This is a genomic window from Kitasatospora sp. NBC_01300, assembly GCF_041435235.1.
Taxonomy (GTDB): Bacteria; Actinomycetota; Actinomycetes; order Streptomycetales; family Streptomycetaceae; genus Kitasatospora.
The window spans coordinates 5,177,501-5,197,616 of the sequence record NZ_CP108408.1 but is presented as its reverse complement, the minus strand read 5'-3'; the positions used below and the strand labels follow the sequence as shown (position 1 = coordinate 5,197,616).

The 20,116-nt window shown below is 69.5% G+C and carries 9 protein-coding genes and 2 rRNA genes; 2 read left to right on the top strand and 9 right to left on the bottom strand.

Annotation, left to right across the window (positions count from 1 at the left end; all coding sequences use genetic code 11):
• Window positions 1–13: 13 nt before the first annotated feature.
• The 6 genes from pgsA to OG556_RS23110 all read right to left on the bottom strand — a co-directional run bounded on the left by pgsA (window position 14) and on the right by OG556_RS23110 (window position 11,662).
• Window positions 14–652: a CDP-diacylglycerol--glycerol-3-phosphate 3-phosphatidyltransferase gene (gene pgsA / locus OG556_RS23135; protein ID WP_350880205.1), complete on the bottom strand. Its 639-nt coding sequence runs from the start codon at window positions 650–652 to the stop codon at window positions 14–16.
• On the bottom strand, window positions 649–2,142 hold the full coding sequence (gene rimO / locus OG556_RS23130; RefSeq protein ID WP_371518934.1) for a 30S ribosomal protein S12 methylthiotransferase RimO: 1,494 nt from the start codon (window positions 2,140–2,142) through the stop codon (window positions 649–651). The genes pgsA and rimO overlap by 4 nt, the downstream gene beginning before the upstream one ends.
• A gap of 117 nt (window positions 2,143–2,259) precedes the next feature.
• Complete coding sequence (locus OG556_RS23125; RefSeq protein WP_371518931.1) at window positions 2,260–3,123, bottom strand: helix-turn-helix domain-containing protein; 864 nt, start codon at window positions 3,121–3,123, stop codon at window positions 2,260–2,262.
• A 263-nt stretch (window positions 3,124–3,386) separates the two neighbouring features.
• The gene (locus tag OG556_RS23120; protein WP_371518929.1) at window positions 3,387–6,074 is read right to left on the bottom strand and encodes a DNA translocase FtsK; all 2,688 of its coding nucleotides are present in this window, start codon (window positions 6,072–6,074) and stop codon (window positions 3,387–3,389) included.
• Between the two features lie 146 nt (window positions 6,075–6,220).
• Window positions 6,221–6,859 carry a response regulator gene (locus OG556_RS23115; protein ID WP_371522833.1) on the bottom strand — a complete coding sequence of 213 codons (639 nt, stop codon included), beginning with the start codon at window positions 6,857–6,859 and terminating at the stop codon, window positions 6,221–6,223.
• 294 nt (window positions 6,860–7,153) lie between these two features.
• Complete coding sequence (locus OG556_RS23110; RefSeq protein ID WP_371522831.1) at window positions 7,154–11,662, bottom strand: HAMP domain-containing protein; 4,509 nt, start codon at window positions 11,660–11,662, stop codon at window positions 7,154–7,156.
• 570 nt (window positions 11,663–12,232) lie between these two features.
• Here OG556_RS23110 and OG556_RS23105 point away from each other — a divergent pair.
• Both OG556_RS23105 and OG556_RS23100 read left to right on the top strand, forming a co-directional pair.
• The gene (locus OG556_RS23105) at window positions 12,233–14,788 is read left to right on the top strand and encodes a SpoIIE family protein phosphatase (protein ID WP_371518927.1); all 2,556 of its coding nucleotides are present in this window, start codon (window positions 12,233–12,235) and stop codon (window positions 14,786–14,788) included.
• Between the two features lie 304 nt (window positions 14,789–15,092).
• Window positions 15,093–15,656 carry an acetate uptake transporter gene (locus tag OG556_RS23100; protein ID WP_371518925.1) on the top strand — a complete coding sequence of 188 codons (564 nt, stop codon included), beginning with the start codon at window positions 15,093–15,095 and terminating at the stop codon, window positions 15,654–15,656.
• Here OG556_RS23100 and OG556_RS23095 read toward each other — a convergent pair.
• The 3 genes from OG556_RS23095 to OG556_RS23085 form a co-directional block, all read right to left on the bottom strand.
• Entirely contained in the window at window positions 15,649–16,494 is an 846-nt protein-coding gene (locus OG556_RS23095) for a phosphatase PAP2 family protein (RefSeq protein WP_371518923.1), read from the bottom strand. The genes OG556_RS23100 and OG556_RS23095 overlap by 8 nt on opposite strands.
• Before the next feature lie 98 nt (window positions 16,495–16,592).
• A 5S ribosomal RNA gene (rrf, locus tag OG556_RS23090) occupies window positions 16,593–16,709 on the bottom strand.
• Window positions 16,710–16,796: 87 nt separating this feature from the next.
• Window positions 16,797–19,916, bottom strand: a 23S ribosomal RNA gene (locus OG556_RS23085).
• Between the last annotated feature and the right edge of the window lie 200 nt (window positions 19,917–20,116).

Genomic DNA, 20,116 nt, shown 5'->3' with positions numbered 1-20,116 from the left:
TCTCCCCCGTCGCTCACCGGCCCGCGCGCTCCGCGGCCAGTCCCTCGCGGCGCATGCGCAGCGCCTGTCCGACGTAGTCCAGCGCGGTGCCGACGGTCAGCAGGACCGCCAGGGCCATCAGCACGGCCCGGGCGGTGGCCAGCCAGCCGGTCAGCTCCAGCACGTACATGCCGACCGCGATGCCCTGGGTCAGCGTCTTGATCTTGCCGCCCCGGCTGGCCGGGATGACGCCGTAGCGGATCACCCAGAAACGCATCAGGGTGATGCCGAGTTCGCGGGCCAGGATCACCGCGGTGACCCACCAGGGCAGGTCGCCGAGCAGCGAGAGGCCGATCAGCGCCGAGCCCATGATCGCCTTGTCGGCGATCGGGTCGGCGATCTTCCCGAAGTCGGTGACCAGGCCCTTGCGCCGGGCCAGCTCGCCGTCGAACAGGTCGGTGATCATCGCGATGGCGAACGACGCCCAGGCGACCGAGCGCCACTTGGGGTCGTGCCCGCCGTCGGCGAACAGCAGCGACACGAAGACCGGCACCAGCAGCAGCCGGAGCATCGTGAGCATGTTGGCGATGTTCCAGACAGCCGGCACCGGCGGCACCGCGGCCGACGGTCTGCCCGGATGGGCCGCGGCCGGGGCGCCGGGCCCCTTGGTCATTCCCCGGCTCCCGGGGCCTGACGGACCCGGACCGGCTCCAGCGCCTCGGCGATCAGGTCGACGCCTTCGCTGGCGACCACCTTGGCCCGGTGGAACTGGCCGATCTGCGGGTCCTCGACGCCGGTGAGGGTGGTCAGGCCGTCGGTCTCGGGGGCCTGGTGGGCGGCTCGGCCCTCGACCACGCCGTCCTCGATGGACTCGATCAGGACCTCGACCTCGGTGCCGACGCGCTGCTCGGCCCGCTGGGCGGTCATCTCCTCGGCCAGCCGGCTGAGCCGGTTCAGCCGGTCGGCGATCACGTCCTCGGACAGCTTGCCGTCGTAGGTCGCGGCCTCGGTGCCGTCCTCGTCGGAGTAGCCGAAGACGCCGATCGCGTCCAGTCCGGCGTGCGTGACGAAGCGCTCCAGCTCGGCGAAGTCCGCCTCGGTCTCGCCGGGGAAGCCGACGATGAAGTTGGACCGGGCGCCGGCCTCCGGGGCCCGGTCGCGGATGGTCTTCAGCAGGTCCAGGAACTGGTCGGTGGAGCCGAAGCGGCGCATCCGGCGCAGCACGGCGGGCGCCGAGTGCTGGAAGGACAGGTCGAAGTAGGGCACCACGTCCGTGGTCCCGGTCATCGCGTCGATCAGCCCGGGGCGCATCTCGGCGGGCTGCAGGTAGGAGACCCGAACCCGCTCGACGCCCTCGATCGCGGAGATCTCGCCGAGCAGCGTCTCCAGCAGCCGGATGTCGCCGAGGTCCTTGCCGTACGAGGTGTTGTTCTCGCTCACCAGGACGACCTCGCGCACGCCCTGCTCGGCCAGCCACTGGGCCTCGTGCAGCACGTCGGAGGGGCGGCGGGAGATGAAGGAGCCGCGGAACGCCGGGATGGCGCAGAAGGAGCACCGGCGGTCGCACCCGGAGGCGAGCTTGACCGAGGCGACCGGGTTGTCGTCGAGCCGCTTGCGCAGGGTGCGCGGGCCGGAGGCCGGGGCGAGGCCCTCGGGCAGGTCGGCGATCGGCTCGGCCGGGGTCTCGGCGGCGCCGTGGCCGGGCAGCGCGACGGCCTCGGCGGCGGACTGCCGCTCGGCCGGGCTGATCGGCAGCAGCTTGCGGCGGTCGCGCGGGAGGTGCGGGGCGTGGTGGCCGCCGGAGAGGATGGTCTGGAGGCGGTCGGAGATGTCGGAGTAGTCGTCGAAGCCGAGCACGCCGTCGGCCTCGGGCAGGGCGTCGGCGAGCTCCTTGCCGTAGCGCTCGGCCATGCAGCCGACCGCGACGACGGCCTGGGTGCGGCCGTGCCCCTTGAGGTCGTTGGCCTCCAGCAGGGCGTCCACGGAGTCCTTCTTGGCGGCCTCGACGAAGCCGCAGGTGTTGACGACGGCGACGTCCGCTTCGGCGGCGTCGTCGACGAGCAACCAGCCGTCGGCTTCCAGTCGCCCGGCGAGTTCCTCGGAGTCCACCTCGTTGCGGGCACATCCGAGCGTGACAAGGGCGACAGTACGGCGTTCAGGCATAGGGCCAAGATTAACGCGCGGCCTCCGGTGCCGTTCGCCCCGGAGGCCGCGCGCCTCGGATTACCAGATCTTCGCCAGGCCGCGGAGCCGCTCTCCAGGGCCTCCGCAGGCCTGTGGTCAGCCCGCCTGCGGATCGCCGGGGGTGTACGTGACGTGCACCACCTGGCCGTCCTTGCCGAGGAGGCCGAGGTCCTTGCCGTTGACGTACGCGTGCACGGCCCCGCCGTTCCCGAGCACCAGCTTGATCTGCTTGGCGTCGGTGAAGGTCTGGTCCTGGCCGTCGCTGATGTTGTTCTGGAACAGCGACTTCCCGCTGCCGTCCACCGCGGACACCCAGCTGGTGCTGCCCTCGGCGACCAGCTTCACGGTGACCTTGTCGGCCGGGACGGCGGCGATCGCGGCCGCGCTCGGCACGGGCGCCGGCGGCTGCACGGTGGGCGAGGGCACGGAGGCGACCGAGCCGGTGCCGGAGCCGCTGGGCAGCGGTGCGCTGGCGGAGCCGGTGCCGATGTGGCCGTTCTTGCCGCTGACCAGGTTGAAGCCGATCAGGACGACCACCACGACGATCGCGGCGACCATGGCCGCCGCCCAGTTCGGCCGGCCGCGGGCGGGCACCTTGATCGGGCCGCTGTCGATCAGCTGGGTCGGCCGCTTGGAGGCGGGCGAGCCGCCGTGCGCGGCGTCGTACCGGGCGATCAGGGCCTCGCCGTCGACGCCGACCTCGTGGGCGATGGCGCGGATGTGCCCGCGGGCGTAGAAGTCGCCGCCGCAGCGGCCGAAGTCGTCCTCCTCGATGGCGTGGACGATCGGCACCCGGACCCGGGTCGCCGTACTCACCTGGTCCACCGTGAGCCCGGCCTCGATCCGGGCGGTGGACAGCACCCGGCCGATGCTCGGGGCATCGGCCGCCTGCACCGCGTCGTCGGTCGACTCGACGGACGACGGGGCGTTCTCGCGGTCGGGGGACTTGCCGATGGTCACGGGGCACGCCTTTCGAGCGGATGGCCACCTGCTGGGGAACAGTCTAGGGGCGCGGGCGGATCGTTTCTCAAGCGGAACAGGCCCGAATGCGCGCGCCCGCCCCGACGGGGGCCCGGCACCCCGCTGAACGGCCGTCAGCGGGCCCGCACGGGGAACCCGAGGGGTTCGCTTTTCGGCCTGTGACGCGACGTACGGACGTTCGGTTCCCCTGCACGCGCCTACCCTCCTCCGAACGAGTGAACACCCGCCGCGGGCGCGGGTCGTCAACCGCGCAGACCGACCAGCACCCCGTCCAGCTCGTCCGGCTTCACCAGCACGTCGCGGGCCTTGGAACCCTCGCTCGGCCCGACGATCCCGCGCGACTCCATCAGGTCCATCAGCCGCCCCGCCTTGGCGAAGCCGACCCGAAGCTTGCGCTGGAGCATCGAGGTCGAGCCGAACTGGGTGGAGACCACCAGCTCGGCCGCCTGGATCAGCAGGTCCAGGTCGTCGCCGATCTCCTCGTCGATCTCCTTCTTGGCCCCGCCGCCGACCGTCACGTCGTCCCGGTAGACGGCGGTCAGCTGGTCCTTGCAGTGCTGCACCACCGCGGCGATCTCCGCCTCGGTGACGAACGCGCCCTGAAGGCGGATCGGCTTGCCGGCGCCCATCGGCAGGAACAGCGCGTCGCCCTTGCCGATCAGCTTCTCCGCACCGGGCTGGTCCAGGATGACCCGGGAGTCGGCCATCGCGGAGGTCGCGAAGGCCAGCCGGGACGGCACGTTGGCCTTGATCAGACCGGTGACCACGTCCACCGAGGGCCGCTGGGTGGCCAGCACCAGGTGGATGCCGGCCGCGCGGGCCAGCTGGGTGATCCGGACCACCGAGTCCTCGACGTCGCGCGGCGCCACCATCATCAGGTCGGCCAGCTCGTCGACGATCACCAGCAGGTACGGGTACGGGGTCAGCTCGCGCTCGCTGCCCGGCGGCGGGGTGACCGTGCCGGCCTTCACCGCCGCGTTGAAGTCGTCCACGTGCCGGAAGCCGAACGCCGCGAGGTCGTCGTAGCGCAGGTCCATCTCGCGGACCACCCACTGGAGGGCCTCGGCGGCCTTCTTCGGGTTGGTGATGATCGGCGTGATCAGGTGCGGGATGCCCTCGTACGCGGTCAGTTCGACCCGCTTGGGGTCGACCAGCACCATCCGCACCTCGTCCGGGGTGGCCCGGGCCAGGATCGAGGTGATCAGGCAGTTGATGCAGGACGACTTGCCCGCGCCGGTCGCGCCGGCCACCAGGATGTGCGGCATCTTGGCGAGGTTGGCCATCACGGTCTGGCCCTCGACGTCCTTGCCCATGCCGACGACCATCGGGTGGGTGTCCTCGGCGGCCGTGCGCGAGCGCAGCAGGTCGCCGAGGTTGACCATCTCGCGGTCCCGGTTGGGGATCTCGATGCCGACCGCGGACTTGCCCGGGATCGGGCTGATGATCCGCACGTCGGCGCTGGCCACCGCGTACGCGATGTTCTTGGCGAGCGCGGTGATCCGCTCCACCTTGACGGCCGGGCCGAGCTCGACCTCGTAGCGGGTCACCGTCGGGCCCCGGGTGAAACCGGTGACCCTGGCGTCCACCTTGAACTCGGTGAAGGTGCTGCTGAGCTGGGCCACCACCTCGTCGTTGAGGGCGCTGCGGGCCTTGGCCGGGCCGCCGCGCTCCAGCAGGTCGAGCGGGGGCAGCGCGTAGGTGACGTCGCCGGCCAGCTGGAGCTGCTCCATCCGCACCGGTGCCGGGCCGTGCTCCTCGGGCGCGCCCGGGCCCGCGCTGCGGGCGGCCGGGACGGCGGCCTCCTCCGGCGGGGCGGTGCGGTCCTGCACCTGGTGCATCATGTTCGCCACCGCCGAGGAGGCGGGCACCCCGTAGACGAGTGCCCCGTCCAGGTCGGCGGCGGCGCCGGCGGCGAGGTCGCGGGTGGCGTACGGGTCCAGCGGCTCCTTGTCCAGGGACACCCGGACGGCGTCGGGCTGGTCCTCCTCGTCCACCGGTTTGCGGCGGCGGCGCCGACGGCGGGCGGCCACCTCGTCGCCCGGGTCCTCGCTGCCCACGGTGAACGGCAGCGCGGAGGGGTCCGCGTCCTCGGGCGGCTCGGTGGAGAGGTCGCGCTCCGGCGTACGCCCCTCGCACAGCTCGTCCTCCGGCCCGGGCTCCACCACGCCGAGCCGCACGCCGGCCGACCGCAGCCGCTCGGGGATGCGGTTGACCGGGGTGGCGGTGACCACCAGCAGGCCGAAGAAGGACAGCAGCAGGAGCAGCGGCACGGCCAGCGCCGGCCCGGCGGCGGCCATCATCGGGGTGGACACGGCCCAGCCGATGATCCCGCCGGCCGCCCGTATCCGCGAGGCGCCGCTGCCCATCATGGGCGCGCCGCAGCCGATGTGCACCAGGCCGAGGACGCCGACCAGCAGCGCGCTCAGGCCGATCATGATCCGGCCGTTGGCCTCCGGCAGCTCCGGGTGGCGCCAGAGCCGGACCGCGATCCCGGCCAGCAGGAACGGCACCAGCACGTCGAGCCGCCCGAACAGCCCGGACACCACGGCGGTGGCCGCCTCGCCCAGCCAGCCCTGCGGGCTGAACCAGGTGCCGGCGGCGGTCACCAGCGCGAGTGCGAACAGCAGCAGGCCCAGCCCGTCCTTGCGGTGGGCGGGGTGGAGGTTCTTGGCCCCGTCGCCGAAGCCCCGGAAGATCGCGGCGATGCTGTTCGCCACGCCGAGCCAGACGGCCCGGACGGCGCGGAAGAGTATCGGCTTGGGCGGCGGCGGGGACGGCGGGGCCGGTTTGGCCGCCACCTTCTTCGCCGGGGCCGCCTTCTTGGCCGCCGCCTTCTTCGCGGGCGGCTTGCCCGGGGCCTTCGCCGCGGCCTTCTTGGACGGTCCCGGACTCGGGTTGCGTGCCGCGCTTCCGGGCGTACGAGTGGCCATGGGTCAGCAGCCTACCGGGGTGGGCCACCAGTGCACATGTGCTCAAGCCGGGGCTCGGGGACGTGTCGCAGACACACCGTCACGCTGACCCGGTTTCACCCGGCCGCGTCGGAAATTCACCCGCAGGAGTGAACCCCGGCGATCGGTTACGCGGTTCCCGGCCGGAGCGCGTCCAGGGCCCGGCGCAGCCCCGCCAGCTTGCGCTCCAGGTGCGCCGCGGTGGCCGACACCCCGGCGTCCTCGACGCCGTCCAGCTGCTTGCCCAGCGCCTCCGCCTGCTCCTCGACCGCCGCCAGCCGCGCGGACAGCTCGCCCAGCAGCGCCCCGCCGAGGGGCGGCTCGCCGCCGCCCGCCTCCAGCTGCAGCCGCAGCAGCGCGGCCTGCTCCTTCAGCTGGCAGTTCTTCACGTACAGGTCGACGAAGACCGAGACCTTGGCGCGCAGCACCCACGGGTCGAAGGGCTTGGAGATGTAGTCCACGGCCCCGGCCGCGTAGCCGCGGAAGGTGTGGTGCGGGCCGTGGTTGATCGCGGTCAGGAAGATGATCGGGATGTCCCGGGTGCGCTCGCGGCGCTTGATGTGGGCGGCCGTCTCGAAGCCGTCCATCCCGGGCATCTGGACGTCCAGCAGGATCACCGCGAAGTCGTCGGTGAGCAGCGCCTTGAGCGCCTCCTCGCCGGAGACGGCGCGCACCAGCGTCTGGTCCAGCGCGGAGAGGATCGCCTCCAGCGCCAGCAGGTTCTCCGGTCGGTCGTCGACCAGGAGGATCTTCGCCTTCTGCATCAGGGCTCGCCCTCCTGTCGCCTGCCTGCCGCCCGGTGATGGCACTCGCGTACTGCCCACCGCTACCCCGGTCATGCTAGCCGCACCCCCTCGCCCGGCACATCGCTCCGTCGTGACCCGATCCGGAGCGGCGCGCGCCCAGTGCTCCGGCGCACGCTCAGCAGTGTGTCGCCGTCCGGTCACTGTTCGCAACGATCGGTGACCCTACCGGGTTCCCGGGCCCGACCGCCAGCAAACCGGCCCACCGGACGGTGCGAACTCCGGAGCCCGCCCCGGAGTTCGCGCCCTCCCCTGGCGCTACGCGCGGTCCGCCCGCAACCACTCGCGCATCACCGCCAGCAGGTGGTCGGTCTCCACCGGCTTGGTGATGTGGTCGGTGGCGCCCGCCTCCAGCGACTTCTCGCGGTCGCCCTTCATCGCCTTGGCGGTCAGCGCGATGATCGGCAGGCCGGCGAACTGGGGCATCCGGCGGATCGCCTCGGTGGTCGCGTAGCCGTCCATCTCCGGCATCATGATGTCCATCAGGACCAGCGCCACGTTCTCGTGCTGCTCCAGCATCTCGATGCCCTCGCGCCCGTTCTCGGCGTACAGGACGGTCAGGCCGTGCTGTTCCAGCACGCTGGTGAGGGCGAACACGTTGCGGACGTCGTCGTCCACGATCAGCACCTGCTGGCCGTCGAAGCGCACGTCGCTGCGGCTGGGGCGGGGCGGCGCGGGCTCCACCGGGCGGGCCCCGGCGGCGGCGTCCAGGGCGGCGCTGCGCCGGCGCTCCACCGCGCCGCGGCGGCGCTCCTCGGCCAGCTCGCGGACCTCCTGGGCCCAGTGGTCGGCCGGGTTCTCGCCGACCGGCACGGGCACCCCGATCGGGGTCACGCCGACGGAGGCGCGCAACGCCGGGACGCTCGACACGGCCGGGCGCTCGACCTGGGCCGGGTCCGGGGCCTCGGTGCGCAGCGGCAGGTAGAGCGTGAACGTGGAGCCCTTGCCCAGCTCGCTCTCGGCGTGGATCTCGCCGCCCAGCAGCCGCGCGATCTCGCGGCTGATCGACAGGCCGAGCCCGGTGCCGCCGTACTTGCGGCTGGTGGTGCCGTCGGCCTGCTTGAACGCCTCGAAGATCTCCCGCAGCTTGTTGCCGGGGATGCCGATACCGGTGTCGGAGACCGCGAAGGCGATCAGCTCGTCGTCCGGGTCCTTGATCGAGCCGGACTCCAGCAGCCGCTCGCGCACGTGCTGCGGGACCTCCGCACCGGCCGGGGAGATCGAGAAGTCGACCGCGCCGGCGTCGGTGAACTTGACGGCGTTGGAGATCAGGTTGCGCAGCACCTGCTGGAGCCGCTGCTCGTCGGTGTGCAGGGTGACCGGCAGGGCGGGCGAGACCCGGACCGCGAAGTCCAGGTTCTTGTCCAGCGCGACCGGCTGGAAGGTGGCCTCGACGTAGTCGACCAGCTGGACCAGGGCGATCCGGGCCGGGCGGACGTCCATCTTGCCTGCCTCGACCTTGGAGAGGTCGAGGATGTCGTTGATCAGCTGGAGCAGGTCGGAGCCGGCGCCGTGGATGGTGTCGGCGAACTCGACCTGCTTGGGCGAGAGGTTGCCCTCGTTGTTGTCGGAGAGCAGCTTGGCCAGGATCAGCAGCGAGTTGAGCGGGGTGCGCAGCTCGTGCGACATGTTGGCGAGGAACTCGCTCTTGTACCGGGAGGCCAGGGCGAGCTGCTCGGCGCGCTCCTCCAGGACCTGCCGGGCCTCCTCGATCTCGCTGTTCTTGATCTCGATGTCGCGGTTCTGCTGGGCGAGTTGCTCGGCCTTCTCCTGCAACTCCTCGTTGGTGCGCTCCAGTTCCTCCTGGCGCGCCTCCAACTCGGCGGATCGCATCGAGAGTTCGGCGGTGAGCCGCTGGGACTCCAGCAGCAGGCCCTCGGTCTTGGTGTTGACGCTGATGGTGTTGACGGTGACGCCGATCAGGTCGGCGATCTGGTTGAGGAAGTCCAGCGCGACGGTGGTGAAGGAGCTGAAGGTGGCCAGCTCGATCACGCCCAGCAGCCGGCCCTCGAACAGCACCGGCAGCACCACGATGTGGGCCGGCGAGGCCTCGCCGAGGCCCGAGGCGATCTTGAGGTACCCGGGCGGCGCCTCCTTGAGGATGATCGCCCGCTTCTCCACTGCGGCCTGCCCGATCAGCGACTCGCCGGGCCGGAAGGTGGTCGGCATCGCGCGCCGCTGGTAGCCGTAACTGCCGATCAGCCGCAGGACGGTGTCGTTCTCGTCGTCGTCCTCGGTGATCAGCTCGGCGGTGCGGCCGGCCGGCTGGGCGAGGAAGAAGGCGCCGTGCTGGGCGGAGACCACCGGGGTCAGCTCGGTCATGATCAGCGAGGCGACGGCCTCCAGGTCCCGGCGGCCCTGGAGCAGGCCGGAGATCCGGGCCAGGTTGGTCTTGAGCCAGTCCTGCTCCTGGTTGGTGCGGGTGGTCTCGCGCAGGTTGGCGATCATCTGGTTGATGTTGTCCTTGAGCTCGTCGAGCTCCCCCGCGGCGTCCACGTCGATCCGCAGGCTCAGGTCGCCCCTGGTCACGGCGGTGGCGACCTGGGCGATCGCGCGCACCTGCCGGGTCAGGTTGTTGGCCAGTTCGTTCACCGACTCGGTGAGGTCCTGCCAGGTGCCGTCCACGCCGGGTACCCGGGCCTGGCCGCCGAGCCGCCCGTCGGTGCCCACCTCGCGGGCGACCCGGGTCACCTCGTCGGCGAACGCCGACAGCTGGTCGACCATGGTGTTGATGCTGGTCTTGAGCTGGAGGATCTCGCCGCGCGCGTCGACGTCGATCTTCTGCGAGAGGTCACCGCGGGCCACCGCCGTGATCACCAGCGCGATGTTGCGGACCTGGCCGGTGAGGTTGTTGGCCATCAGGTTGACGTTGTCGGTCAGGTCCTTCCAGATGCCGGCCACGCCCGGCACGCTCGCCTGACCGCCCAGGGTGCCGTCGGTGCCGACCTCGCGGGCCACCCTGGTCACCTCCACCGCGAAGGAGGAGAGCTGGTCGACCATGGTGTTCAAGGTCCCGGCGAGGGCGGCGACCTCGCCCTGCGCCTCGATGGTGATCTTCTTGGACAGGTCACCACGGGCCACCGCGGTGGCGACCTCGGCGATGTTGCGGACCTGCCCGGTCAGGTTGGACGCCATGAAGTTGACGTTGTCGGTCAGGTCCTTCCAGATCCCCGACACCCCGCGCACCCGGGCCTGGCCGCCCAGGATCCCCTCGGTGCCCACCTCGCGGGCGACCCGGGTCACCTCGTCGGCGAACGCCGACAGCTGGTCGACCATGGTGTTGACGGTCGTCACCAGCTCCAGGATCTCGCCCCGGGCATCGACGGTGATCTTCTTCGACACGTCGCCGCGCGCCACCGCCGTGGTCACCTCGGCGATGTTGCGGACCTGGCTGGTCAGGTTGTTGGCCATCAGGTTGACGCTGTTGGTCAGGTCCTTCCACGTCCCGGACACCCCGGGCACGCTCGCCTGGCCGCCGAGGATGCCCTCGGTGCCGACGTCCCGGGCCACCCTGGTGACCTCGTCGGCGAAGGCGCCCAGCTGGTCCACCATCGTGTTGATGGTGTTCTTCAGCTCCAGGATCTCCCCGCGCGCGTCCACCTGGATCTTCTGCGACAGGTCGCCCTTGGCGACCGCGGTCGTCACCTGGGCGATGTTGCGCACCTGATCGGTGAGGTTGTTCGCCATGAAGTTGACGTTGTCGGTCAGGTCGCGCCACACCCCGGCCGCCCCGGGCACCTGTGCCTGGCCGCCGAGCCGCCCCTCGGTGCCCACCTGGCGGGCCACCCTGGTCACCTGTTCGGCGAAGCCGGAGAGCTGGTCGACCATCGTGTTGATGGTGTTCTTCAGCTCCAGCATCTCGCCGCGCGCGTCCACCTCGATCTTCTGCGAGAGGTCCCCGCGCGCCACCGCCGTGGTCACCTGGGCGATGTTGCGCACTTGGCCGGTCAGGTTGTCGGCCATGAAGTTCACCGAGTCGGTCAGGTCCCGCCAGACCCCGGCCACTCCCGGCACCTGCGCCTGGCCGCCGAGCCGGCCCTCGGTGCCCACGTCCCTGGCCACCCCGGTGACCTGGGCGGCGAACCCGTTCAGCTGGTCCACCATCGTGTTGACGGTGTTCTTCAGCTCCAGCATCTCGCCGGCCACCTCGACGGTGACCTTGCGGGACAGGTCGCCCTTGGCCACCGCGGTGGTCACCTGGGCGATGTTGCGCACCTGCGCGGTCAGCCGGCCGGCCATGGTGTTGACCGAGTCCGCCAGGTCCTTCCAACTGCCGGACACGCTGCGGACCTTGGCCTGGCCGCCCAGCTTGCCCTCGGTGCCCACCTCGCGGGCCACCCGGGTCACCTCGTCGGTGAACTCCGAGAGCTGGTCCACCAGCCCGTTGACGGTCCGGCCGATCTTGAGGTACTCGCCGCGCAGCGGGTGGCTCACCCCGTTGCTGTGCAGCGAGCGCAGCTCCATCTTCTGGTCCAGGTCGCCCTCGGCGATCGAGGAGAGCACCCGGCCCACCTCGGCCATCGGACGGGCCAGATCGTCGATCAGCGCGTTGCAGTTGTCGACGGCCGCCATCCAGGCGCCCTCGCCCGCGCCGGTCTCCAGCCGCTCGTTCAGCCGGCCCTCGCGGCCCACCGCCCGCCGCACCCGGGCCAGTTCGCCGGTCAGGTGCTGGTTGCGCTCGGCGACCTCGTTGAACACCGCGGCGATCTCCGCCAGCGGCCCATCCCCCGGAACCGTCAGCCGACGGCGGAAGTTGCCGTCCCGCATCGCGGTCAGCGCGGCCAACAGCTTCCGCAGTTCGGCCGGCTCCGCCCCCCGGTTGTGGCTCACTCGCCGGCCGGCCGCGTTCCGCGGCGCGGTCCCGGACCGCCCACCGCGCGGAACGGGCGGCGTCGTACCGGTTGCGTCCTTGGTGGCCGAACTCAACGGGCCCCTCCCACATCGTGAACTTTCCGGTGACCGTCCGTGCCGGTACGGCACGCACCGGGGCACCGGCCCGGTCGGGCTGCGTACCGGCGCCCCACGCGGCACACCGGCACCCGCATCGACCGTACTGCTCCGACCGGCCGCCGCGGACCCCCCAGTCTGGCAGCACCGGCGCCGGGTATACGGCCGGTTGCGCCCGGTTGGTAGCCGACCGTCCGAAACAGGTGGGCAGAATCACTCTCAGGTGCCTGTTTCAACGCCCCGCCCCCACGGGGAACCAAGCGGAAAGTAGGGTGGAGCGCTGCACCGGGCCATGACCCGACCCAGCGCCGCCAGCCCGGCGGCACGCACCGGGAGTCGGCGCCACGCCCCGGACAGTCAAGGCCAGAGCAGCAGAGGAGAAGTGGCAACGTGGTCACCGCGCGCGCAGCCGCCACCTTCGACCCCGACGGCCGGTCCGCAGCCGCCGCCCGGGGCTTCGTACGGGACGCGCTGCTCGGCTGGGGTCTGCCCGAGGTCGTCGACGACGCCGTCGTCCTGGTCAGCGAACTGGTCACCAACGCCGTCGTCCACGCCGGCACCGCCGCCGAGGTGTGCTGCCTGCGCGAGGAGGGCACCGTCCGGATCGAAGTCACCGACCACCACCCCGAACGCGGCCTGCCCTCCCTCGGCGACGGCCCCGTCTCCGACCGCTACGCCGACCCCGACGGCGAGGGCGGCCGCGGCCTGCTGATGTGCTCCGCCCTCGCCGAGCGCTGGGGCGTCGAGTACGCGGCCGGACGCAAGACCGTCTGGTTCCGGCTCGCCCTGCCCGCCCCCGTGGCTGGCACCCGCTACGCCGTCCCCGCGACCCCCGGCAGCGACCTGCCCAGCGGCCCCGGCCCGGTGCACGTCGCCGTCGTCCAGCTCGACGAGGACGGCCGCGTCCTCGCCTGGAACCCGGACGCCGAGGCGCTCTTCCAGTACCCCGCCGCCACCGTCCTCGGCCGCCCCTGGGCCGACCTTGCCGTCTGGCCGCAGTCAGCCGGCCGCGGCCTCGGCCTCGCCGACACCCTGCGGCTGGCCCGCTGGGAGGGCGGCTACGGCGTCCGCCGTGCGGACGGCCACGAGGTCGAGGTGTACGGCGTCCAGGTCCGCGTACGCGACACCGAGGGCGTCCCCTCCACCCTCTGCCTGCTCGTCCTCGAACCCGACCGCGCGGTGCTCCGCTCCCCCGCCCGCACCCTGCCCGGCGAGCGCTCCGACCCGACCGGCCCCCGGCTCGACCTGCTGGCCGGCCCGGTCGCCACCGACGACCTCGACACCCTGCTCCAACGCACCGTCGAACGCGCCCGCGACCTGCTCGACGCCGACGCCGCGTACCTGCTGCTGACCACCGACGACGAGACCGAGTTCGAGGTCCGCGCCGCCACCGGCTTCACCTCCGGACACCGCCGGCACACCCGCTTCCCGGTCGACACCGGCAGCCGCTACGACTCCGCCCGGCTGCCCTCCGTCCACGAGGACCTCACCACCCGCCCGACCGGCCTGCCCCTGCTCACCGGCAGCGGCATGCGCTCCCTGGTCACCGTCCCGCTCAAGGTCGAGGGCCGGCTGATCGGCTCGCTCGGCATCGCCACCGCCGCGCCCGGCCGCTACGACAACGAGGACGCCCTGCGGCTCCAGTTCGCCGCCGACCGGGTCGCCCTCGCCGTCGAGAGCACCCGGCTGACCGAACTCGAACGACTCCGCCGGGGCTCGCTGTCCTTCCTCGTCGAGGCCTCCGACCTGCTCGCCGGCACCCTCGAACACGAGCAGACCCTCGCCCTGATGGCCCAGATGGCCGTCCCCACCCTCGCCTCCTGGTGCGCCGTCTACACCAAGGGCGACCACGGCGCCGCGGCCGGCCTCGCCTTCGTCCTGCACGAGGACGAGGACCGGATCGACCCGCTGCGCGACCTGCTCGACAAGACCCCGGCCCCCGACGCCGGCCCGACCCACGGCGTCCGCTTCTGGTCGGCGCCCGCCGAGACCGCCGCCGCAGGCGGCCTCACCGACAGCCCCGAACTCGCCGGACTGCTCGGCGAGACCGTCGTCCTGCCGCTGACCGCCCGCAACCGGGTCATCGGCCTGCTCACGCTCGGCGTCCCGGCCGGCGTCCGGTTCCGCCAGGAGATCCTCGAACTCGCCGAGGACCTCTCCCGCCGGGCCGCCCTCGCACTCGACAACTCCCGCCTCTACTCCGAGCGCACCGCCACCAGCCAGGCCCTGCAACGCAGCCTGCTGCCGCCGGACCTGCCCGAGATCCCGGGCGTCGAGGTGGACGTCTACTACCAGGCCGCCGGCGAGGGCAACGAGGTCGGCGGCGACTTCTACGACCTGTTCACCATCCGCGAGGGCACCTACGGCTTCGCGATCGGCGACGTCTGCGGCACCGGCCCCGAGGCCGCCTCGGTCACCGGCCTCGCCCGGCACTCGCTGCGCCTGCTCGCCCGCGAGGGCCTGGACGCACCGCAGGTGCTCCGCCGCCTCAACGCGGCCATCCTGGACGAGGGCGCGCGCAGCCGCTTCCTCACCCTGCTCTACGGCGAGCTGACGCCCCGACCGGACGGCAGCACCGAACTGTCCCTGGTCTGTGCCGGCCACCCGCTGCCGCTCCGGCTGCGCACCGACGGCCAGGTCGACCGGGCCGCCACCCCGCAGCCGCTGCTCGGCGTCATGGAGGACCTCGACCTCGTGGCCGAGCGCCTGGTGCTCTCCCCCGGCGAGGTCCTGCTGTGCGTCACCGACGGCGTCACCGAACGCCGCGAGGGCAGCCGGATGCTGGGCGACGACGGCCTCGCCGAGGTGCTCACGGGCTGTACCGGCCTGACCGCCGGGGCGGTCGCGATGCGGGTGCAGCGCGCCGTCGAGCGCTTCGCCCCGGAGCCGCCGTCCGACGACATGGCCATCCTGACCCTGCGGGTGCCGACCCAGCGCTCCTCGTGAGCCGACGCCGTACCTCGGTCAGCCCCCGGCGTCCCGGTCGGCCCTGAGCGTTCCACAACTGACATCGTCACAAATTGTTATATTCACAAGGGTACAAGCGAGTACGGCCGGGTACACCGATCTCACCGGGGAATCCCCCGGCGGGGACACGACCGGCGGCTCTCCCGCCGGCCCATCACTTCTGACCGCAGCCCGCGCACGCTCCAGCCGTGCGCCCTCGGCGCGGTCGCGCGCATCCACCTCATCGGACCACACCACTGCGTTGACTGCGCCCTGCGCGCGCCCAAAGTGAAAGGAGCCTCCGGTGAGCAACGAAGCTACCGGGGCAACGAACGCCCGCTCCACCGGAGCCGACGCGGGTAACCTCGGCTACCTCGCACTCGGCCTCACACTGCTCGCCTACGGCCTGCTCTCCACCGGCGTCTTCAGCGGCACCGGGGTCGGGGACGCGGCGCACCTCGCCCACCTGGTCGGCGGAGTCACCCTCTTCATCGCGGGCCTGTGGCAGCTCCGCGGCGGCGAAGGCTTCACCGGAACCGCCTTCACCAGCCTCGGCGCCTTCTGGGCGACCTGGTCGACGGCCGGCGGGGCGGGCAAGAACGCCGCCGGCCTGTTCCTCCTGCTCTGGGCCCTGCTCGCCCTCACCCTGACCGCCGCCAGCTGGGGCGCGGGCCTGTTCAGCCGCGCCGTCTACGGCCTGCTCACGCTGTCCCTGCTGCTGAACGCCATCGCCGCCTTCGGCGGCTACAGCGGCCTCGCCAAGTTCGCCGGCTGGGTCGCGGCCGTCTCCGGACTCACCGCCTGGTACTGGGCCACCTCCGCCCTCAGCAACGGCTCCTGGGGCAGGATCGCCCTGCCGGTCAAGTGACCCGCAGCGGCTGATCCGCCGCGGCCTGCCGGGGTCGGACCTCCGTGTCGACGGAGATCCGACCCCGGCGACGTGCCACCAGGGCCTGGACGGCGTACGCGAACAGCAGGATCACGACGGCGACGATGCCGTCCGCCCAGAAGTGGTTCGCGGTCACCACGACCACCGCGACGGTCAGCACCGGGTGCAGCACCACCACCCACCGCAGCGGGCTCCGCGAGACCCGCACCACCGCGACCGCCGCCAGCACGCACCACGCGACGTGCACCGAGGGCATCGCCGACAGTTGGTCCGCCACCACCACACCGCCCATCGCGCCCCCGTACACCGACTGCCCGTACTCGGCGGCCACGTCGACGAACCCGTGCTGCGGCAGCATCCGGGGCGGCGCCACTGGAATGAACTGCACCAGCAGACAGACCGCCGTGGTGATCACCACCGTGTTCCGCACCCACGCGTACCGCTCCCGGTGCCGCACGAACACCCAGAGCAGCACCGCCAGCATCACCGCGAAGTGCATCGCCGCGTAGTAGTAGTTCGCTAGCCTCACCAGCACCGGGTACGGCGTGACGGCCGCCTGCCAGGACGCCTCGTCCGGTAGACCGATCAACGACTCGGTGCGGTGGATCCAATCCGCCCGGTCCAGCGCGTGGTCCCCGCTCATCACCGAGAGGTGACCCACCAGCTGCCAGAGCGCGAACAGGGCCAGCAGTGTGCCGGCCTCCCGCAGCAGCGCCGACAGGGACGGTTTCCGGACCCTGGCGGCGGCGTACGCCCCGCCGTAGAGAGCGACCGCGGCGCCCCCGGCGGACTGCCAGGTAAGGGTCAGGTTCTGCAACGGATCGCGCCTCTCCGACAAACTCTGGTTCGTGTGTTGGCAGAGGCTAACGCAAAAAGACCCCCTCCCGGACGGGAGGGGGTCTTTTCGGAATGATTGTTCGGCGGCGTCCTACTCTCCCACAGGGTCCCCCCTGCAGTACCATCGGCGCTGTAAGGCTTAGCTTCCGGGTTCGGAATGTAACCGGGCGTTTCCCTCACGCTATGACCACCGAAACACTATGAAACTGTCAACCGCACCAACCCCGTGACCAAACGGGTTGGGGTCGTTGTTTCAGAACAACACAGTGGACGCGAGCAACTGAGGACAAGCCCTCGGCCTATTAGTACCGGTCAACTCCACCCCTCACAGGGCTTCCATATCCGGCCTATCAACCCAGTCGTCTACTGGGAGCCTTACCCTCTCAAGGAGGTGGGAGTGCTCATCTCGAAGCAGGCTTCCCGCTTAGATGCTTTCAGCGGTTATCCCTCCCGAACGTAGCCAACCAGCCATGCCCTTGGCAGGACAACTGGCACACCAGAGGTTCGTCCGTCCCGGTCCTCTCGTACTAGGGACAGCCCTTCTCAACACTCCTACGCGCACAGCGGATAGGGACCGAACTGTCTCACGACGTTCTAAACCCAGCTCGCGTACCGCTTTAATGGGCGAACAGCCCAACCCTTGGGACCTACTCCAGCCCCAGGATGCGACGAGCCGACATCGAGGTGCCAAACCATCCCGTCGATATGGACTCTTGGGGAAGATCAGCCTGTTATCCCCGGGGTACCTTTTATCCGTTGAGCGACGGCGCTTCCACAAGCCACCGCCGGATCACTAGTCCCTACTTTCGTACCTGCTCGACCCGTCAGTCTCACAGTCAAGCTCCCTTGTGCACTTACACTCAACACCTGATTGCCAACCAGGCTGAGGGAACCTTTGGGCGCCTCCGTTACTCTTTAGGAGGCAACCGCCCCAGTTAAACTACCCACCAGACACTGTCCCTGATCCGGATCACGGACCCAGGTTAGACATCCAGCACGACCAGAGTGGTATTTCAACGACGACTCCACAACAACTGGCGTTGCTGCTTCAAAGTCTCCCACCTATCCTACACAAGCCGAACCGAACACCAATATCAAGCTATAGTAAAGGTCCCGGGGTCTTTCCGTCCTGCTGCGCGAAACGAGCATCTTTACTCGTAATGCAATTTCACCGGGCCTATGGTTGAGACAGTCGAGAAGTCGTTACGCCATTCGTGCAGGTCGGAACTTACCCGACAAGGAATTTCGCTACCTTAGGATGGTTATAGTTACCACCGCCGTTTACTGGCGCTTAAGTTCTCAGCTTCGCCTGGACGAATCCAAGCTAACCGGTCCCCTTAACGTTCCAGCACCGGGCAGGCGTCAGTCCGTATACATCGCCTTACGGCTTCGCACGGACCTGTGTTTTTAGTAAACAGTCGCTTCTCGCTGGTCTCTGCGGCCACCCCCAGCTCTGGCAGCAAGTGCCGTCACCAGGAATGGCCCCCCTTCTCCCGAAGTTACGGGGGCATTTTGCCGAGTTCCTTAACCATAGTTCACCCGAACGCCTCGGTATTCTCTACCTGACCACCTGAGTCGGTTTGGGGTACGGGCCGCCATGAAACTCGCTAGAGGCTTTTCTCGACAGCATAGGATCATCCACTTCACCACAATCGGCTCGGCATCAGGTCTCAGACTATGTGAACGGCGGATTTGCCTACCGTTCGTCCTACACCCTTACCCCGGGACAACCACCGCCCGGGCTGGACTACCTTCCTGCGTCACCCCATCGCTCACCTACTACAGACTTGGTTCAGCGGCTCCACCACGTCCCTTTGTCCGAAGACTCCGGGCCGGCTTCACGGCCTTAGCATCACCTGGTTCAGCGTTGGCGCTTCAAAGCGGGTACGGGAATATCAACCCGTTGTCCATCGACTACGCCTGTCGGCCTCGCCTTAGGTCCCGACTTACCCTGGGCAGATCAGCTTGACCCAGGAACCCTTGGTCAATCGGCGCAAGAGTTTCCCACTCTTGTATCGCTACTCATGCCTGCATTCTCACTCGTATACCGTCCACGACTGGTTTCCACCGCCGCTTCACCCGGCACACGACGCTCCCCTACCCATCACAGCAGGCGTTGGCCCTATTGCTGCAATGACACGACTTCGGTGATGTGCTTGAGCCCCGCTACATTGTCGGCGCGGAATCACTTGACCAGTGAGCTATTACGCACTCTTTCAAGGGTGGCTGCTTCTAAGCCAACCTCCTGGTTGTCTCTGCGACTCCACATCCTTTCCCACTTAGCACACGCTTAGGGACCTTAGTCGGTGTTCTGGGCTGTTTCCCTCTCGACCATGGAGCTTATCCCCCACAGTCTCACTGCCACGCTCTCACTTACCGGCATTCGGAGTTTGGCTAAGGTCAGTAACCCGGTAAGGCCCATCGCCTATCCAGTGCTCTACCTCCGGCAAGAAACACGTGACGCTGCACCTAAATGCATTTCGGGGAGAACCAGCTATAACGGAGTTTGATTGGCCTTTCACCCCTAACCACAGGTCATCCCCCAGGTTTTCAACCCTGGTGGGTTCGGTCCTCCACACGGTCTTACCCGCGCTTCAACCTGCCCATGGCTAGATCACTCCGCTTCGGGTCTTGGGCATGCAACTCAACCGCCCTATTCGGACTCGCTTTCGCTACGGCTACCCCACACGGGTTAACCTCGCTACACACCGCAAACTCGCAGGCTCATTCTTCAAAAGGCACGCAGTCACGGCCCACCAGCAAGCTGATGAACGACGCTCCCACGGCTTGTAGGCACACGGTTTCAGGTACTATTTCACTCCGCTCCCGCGGTACTTTTCACCATTCCCTCACGGTACTATCCGCTATCGGTCACCAGGGAATATTTAGGCTTAGCGGGTGGTCCCGCCAGATTCACACGGGATTTCTCGGGCCCCGTGCTACTTGGGAGTTTCTCAAACGAGCCGTACAGATTTCGTCTACGGGGGTCTTACCCTCTACGCCGGACCTTTCGCATGTCCTTCGACTACCCATACGGTTTCTGACTCGCCGACCGGCCGGCAGACCGGTCAAGAAAAATCCCACGACCCCGTGATGGCAACCCCTGCCGGGTCTCACACCATCACGGTTTAGCCTCATCCGGTTTCGCTCGCCACTACTCCCGGAATCACGGTTGTTTTCTCTTCCTGCGGGTACTGAGATGTTTCACTTCCCCGCGTTCCCTCCACACTGCCTATGTGTTCAGCAGCGGGTGACAGCCCATGACGACTGCCGGGTTTCCCCATTCGGAAACCCCCGGATCAAAGCCTGGTTGACGGCTCCCCGGGGACTATCGTGGCCTCCCACGTCCTTCATCGGTTCCTGGTGCCAAGGCATCCACCGTGCGCCCTTAAAAACTTGGCCACAGATGCTCGCGTCCACTGTGCAGTTCTCAAACAACGACCAGTCACCCACCTGAACAAGCATGGGACCGGCATCCTAGAAGAAACAGCCTTACGGCCGTTCCCTCAGGACCCAACAACGTGCCCGACACAGTCAATCCCAGAAGCGTTCCACGCTGAAGCAGTACTAACCCCTGATCTCTTCCTGTGCCGAATAGTCAA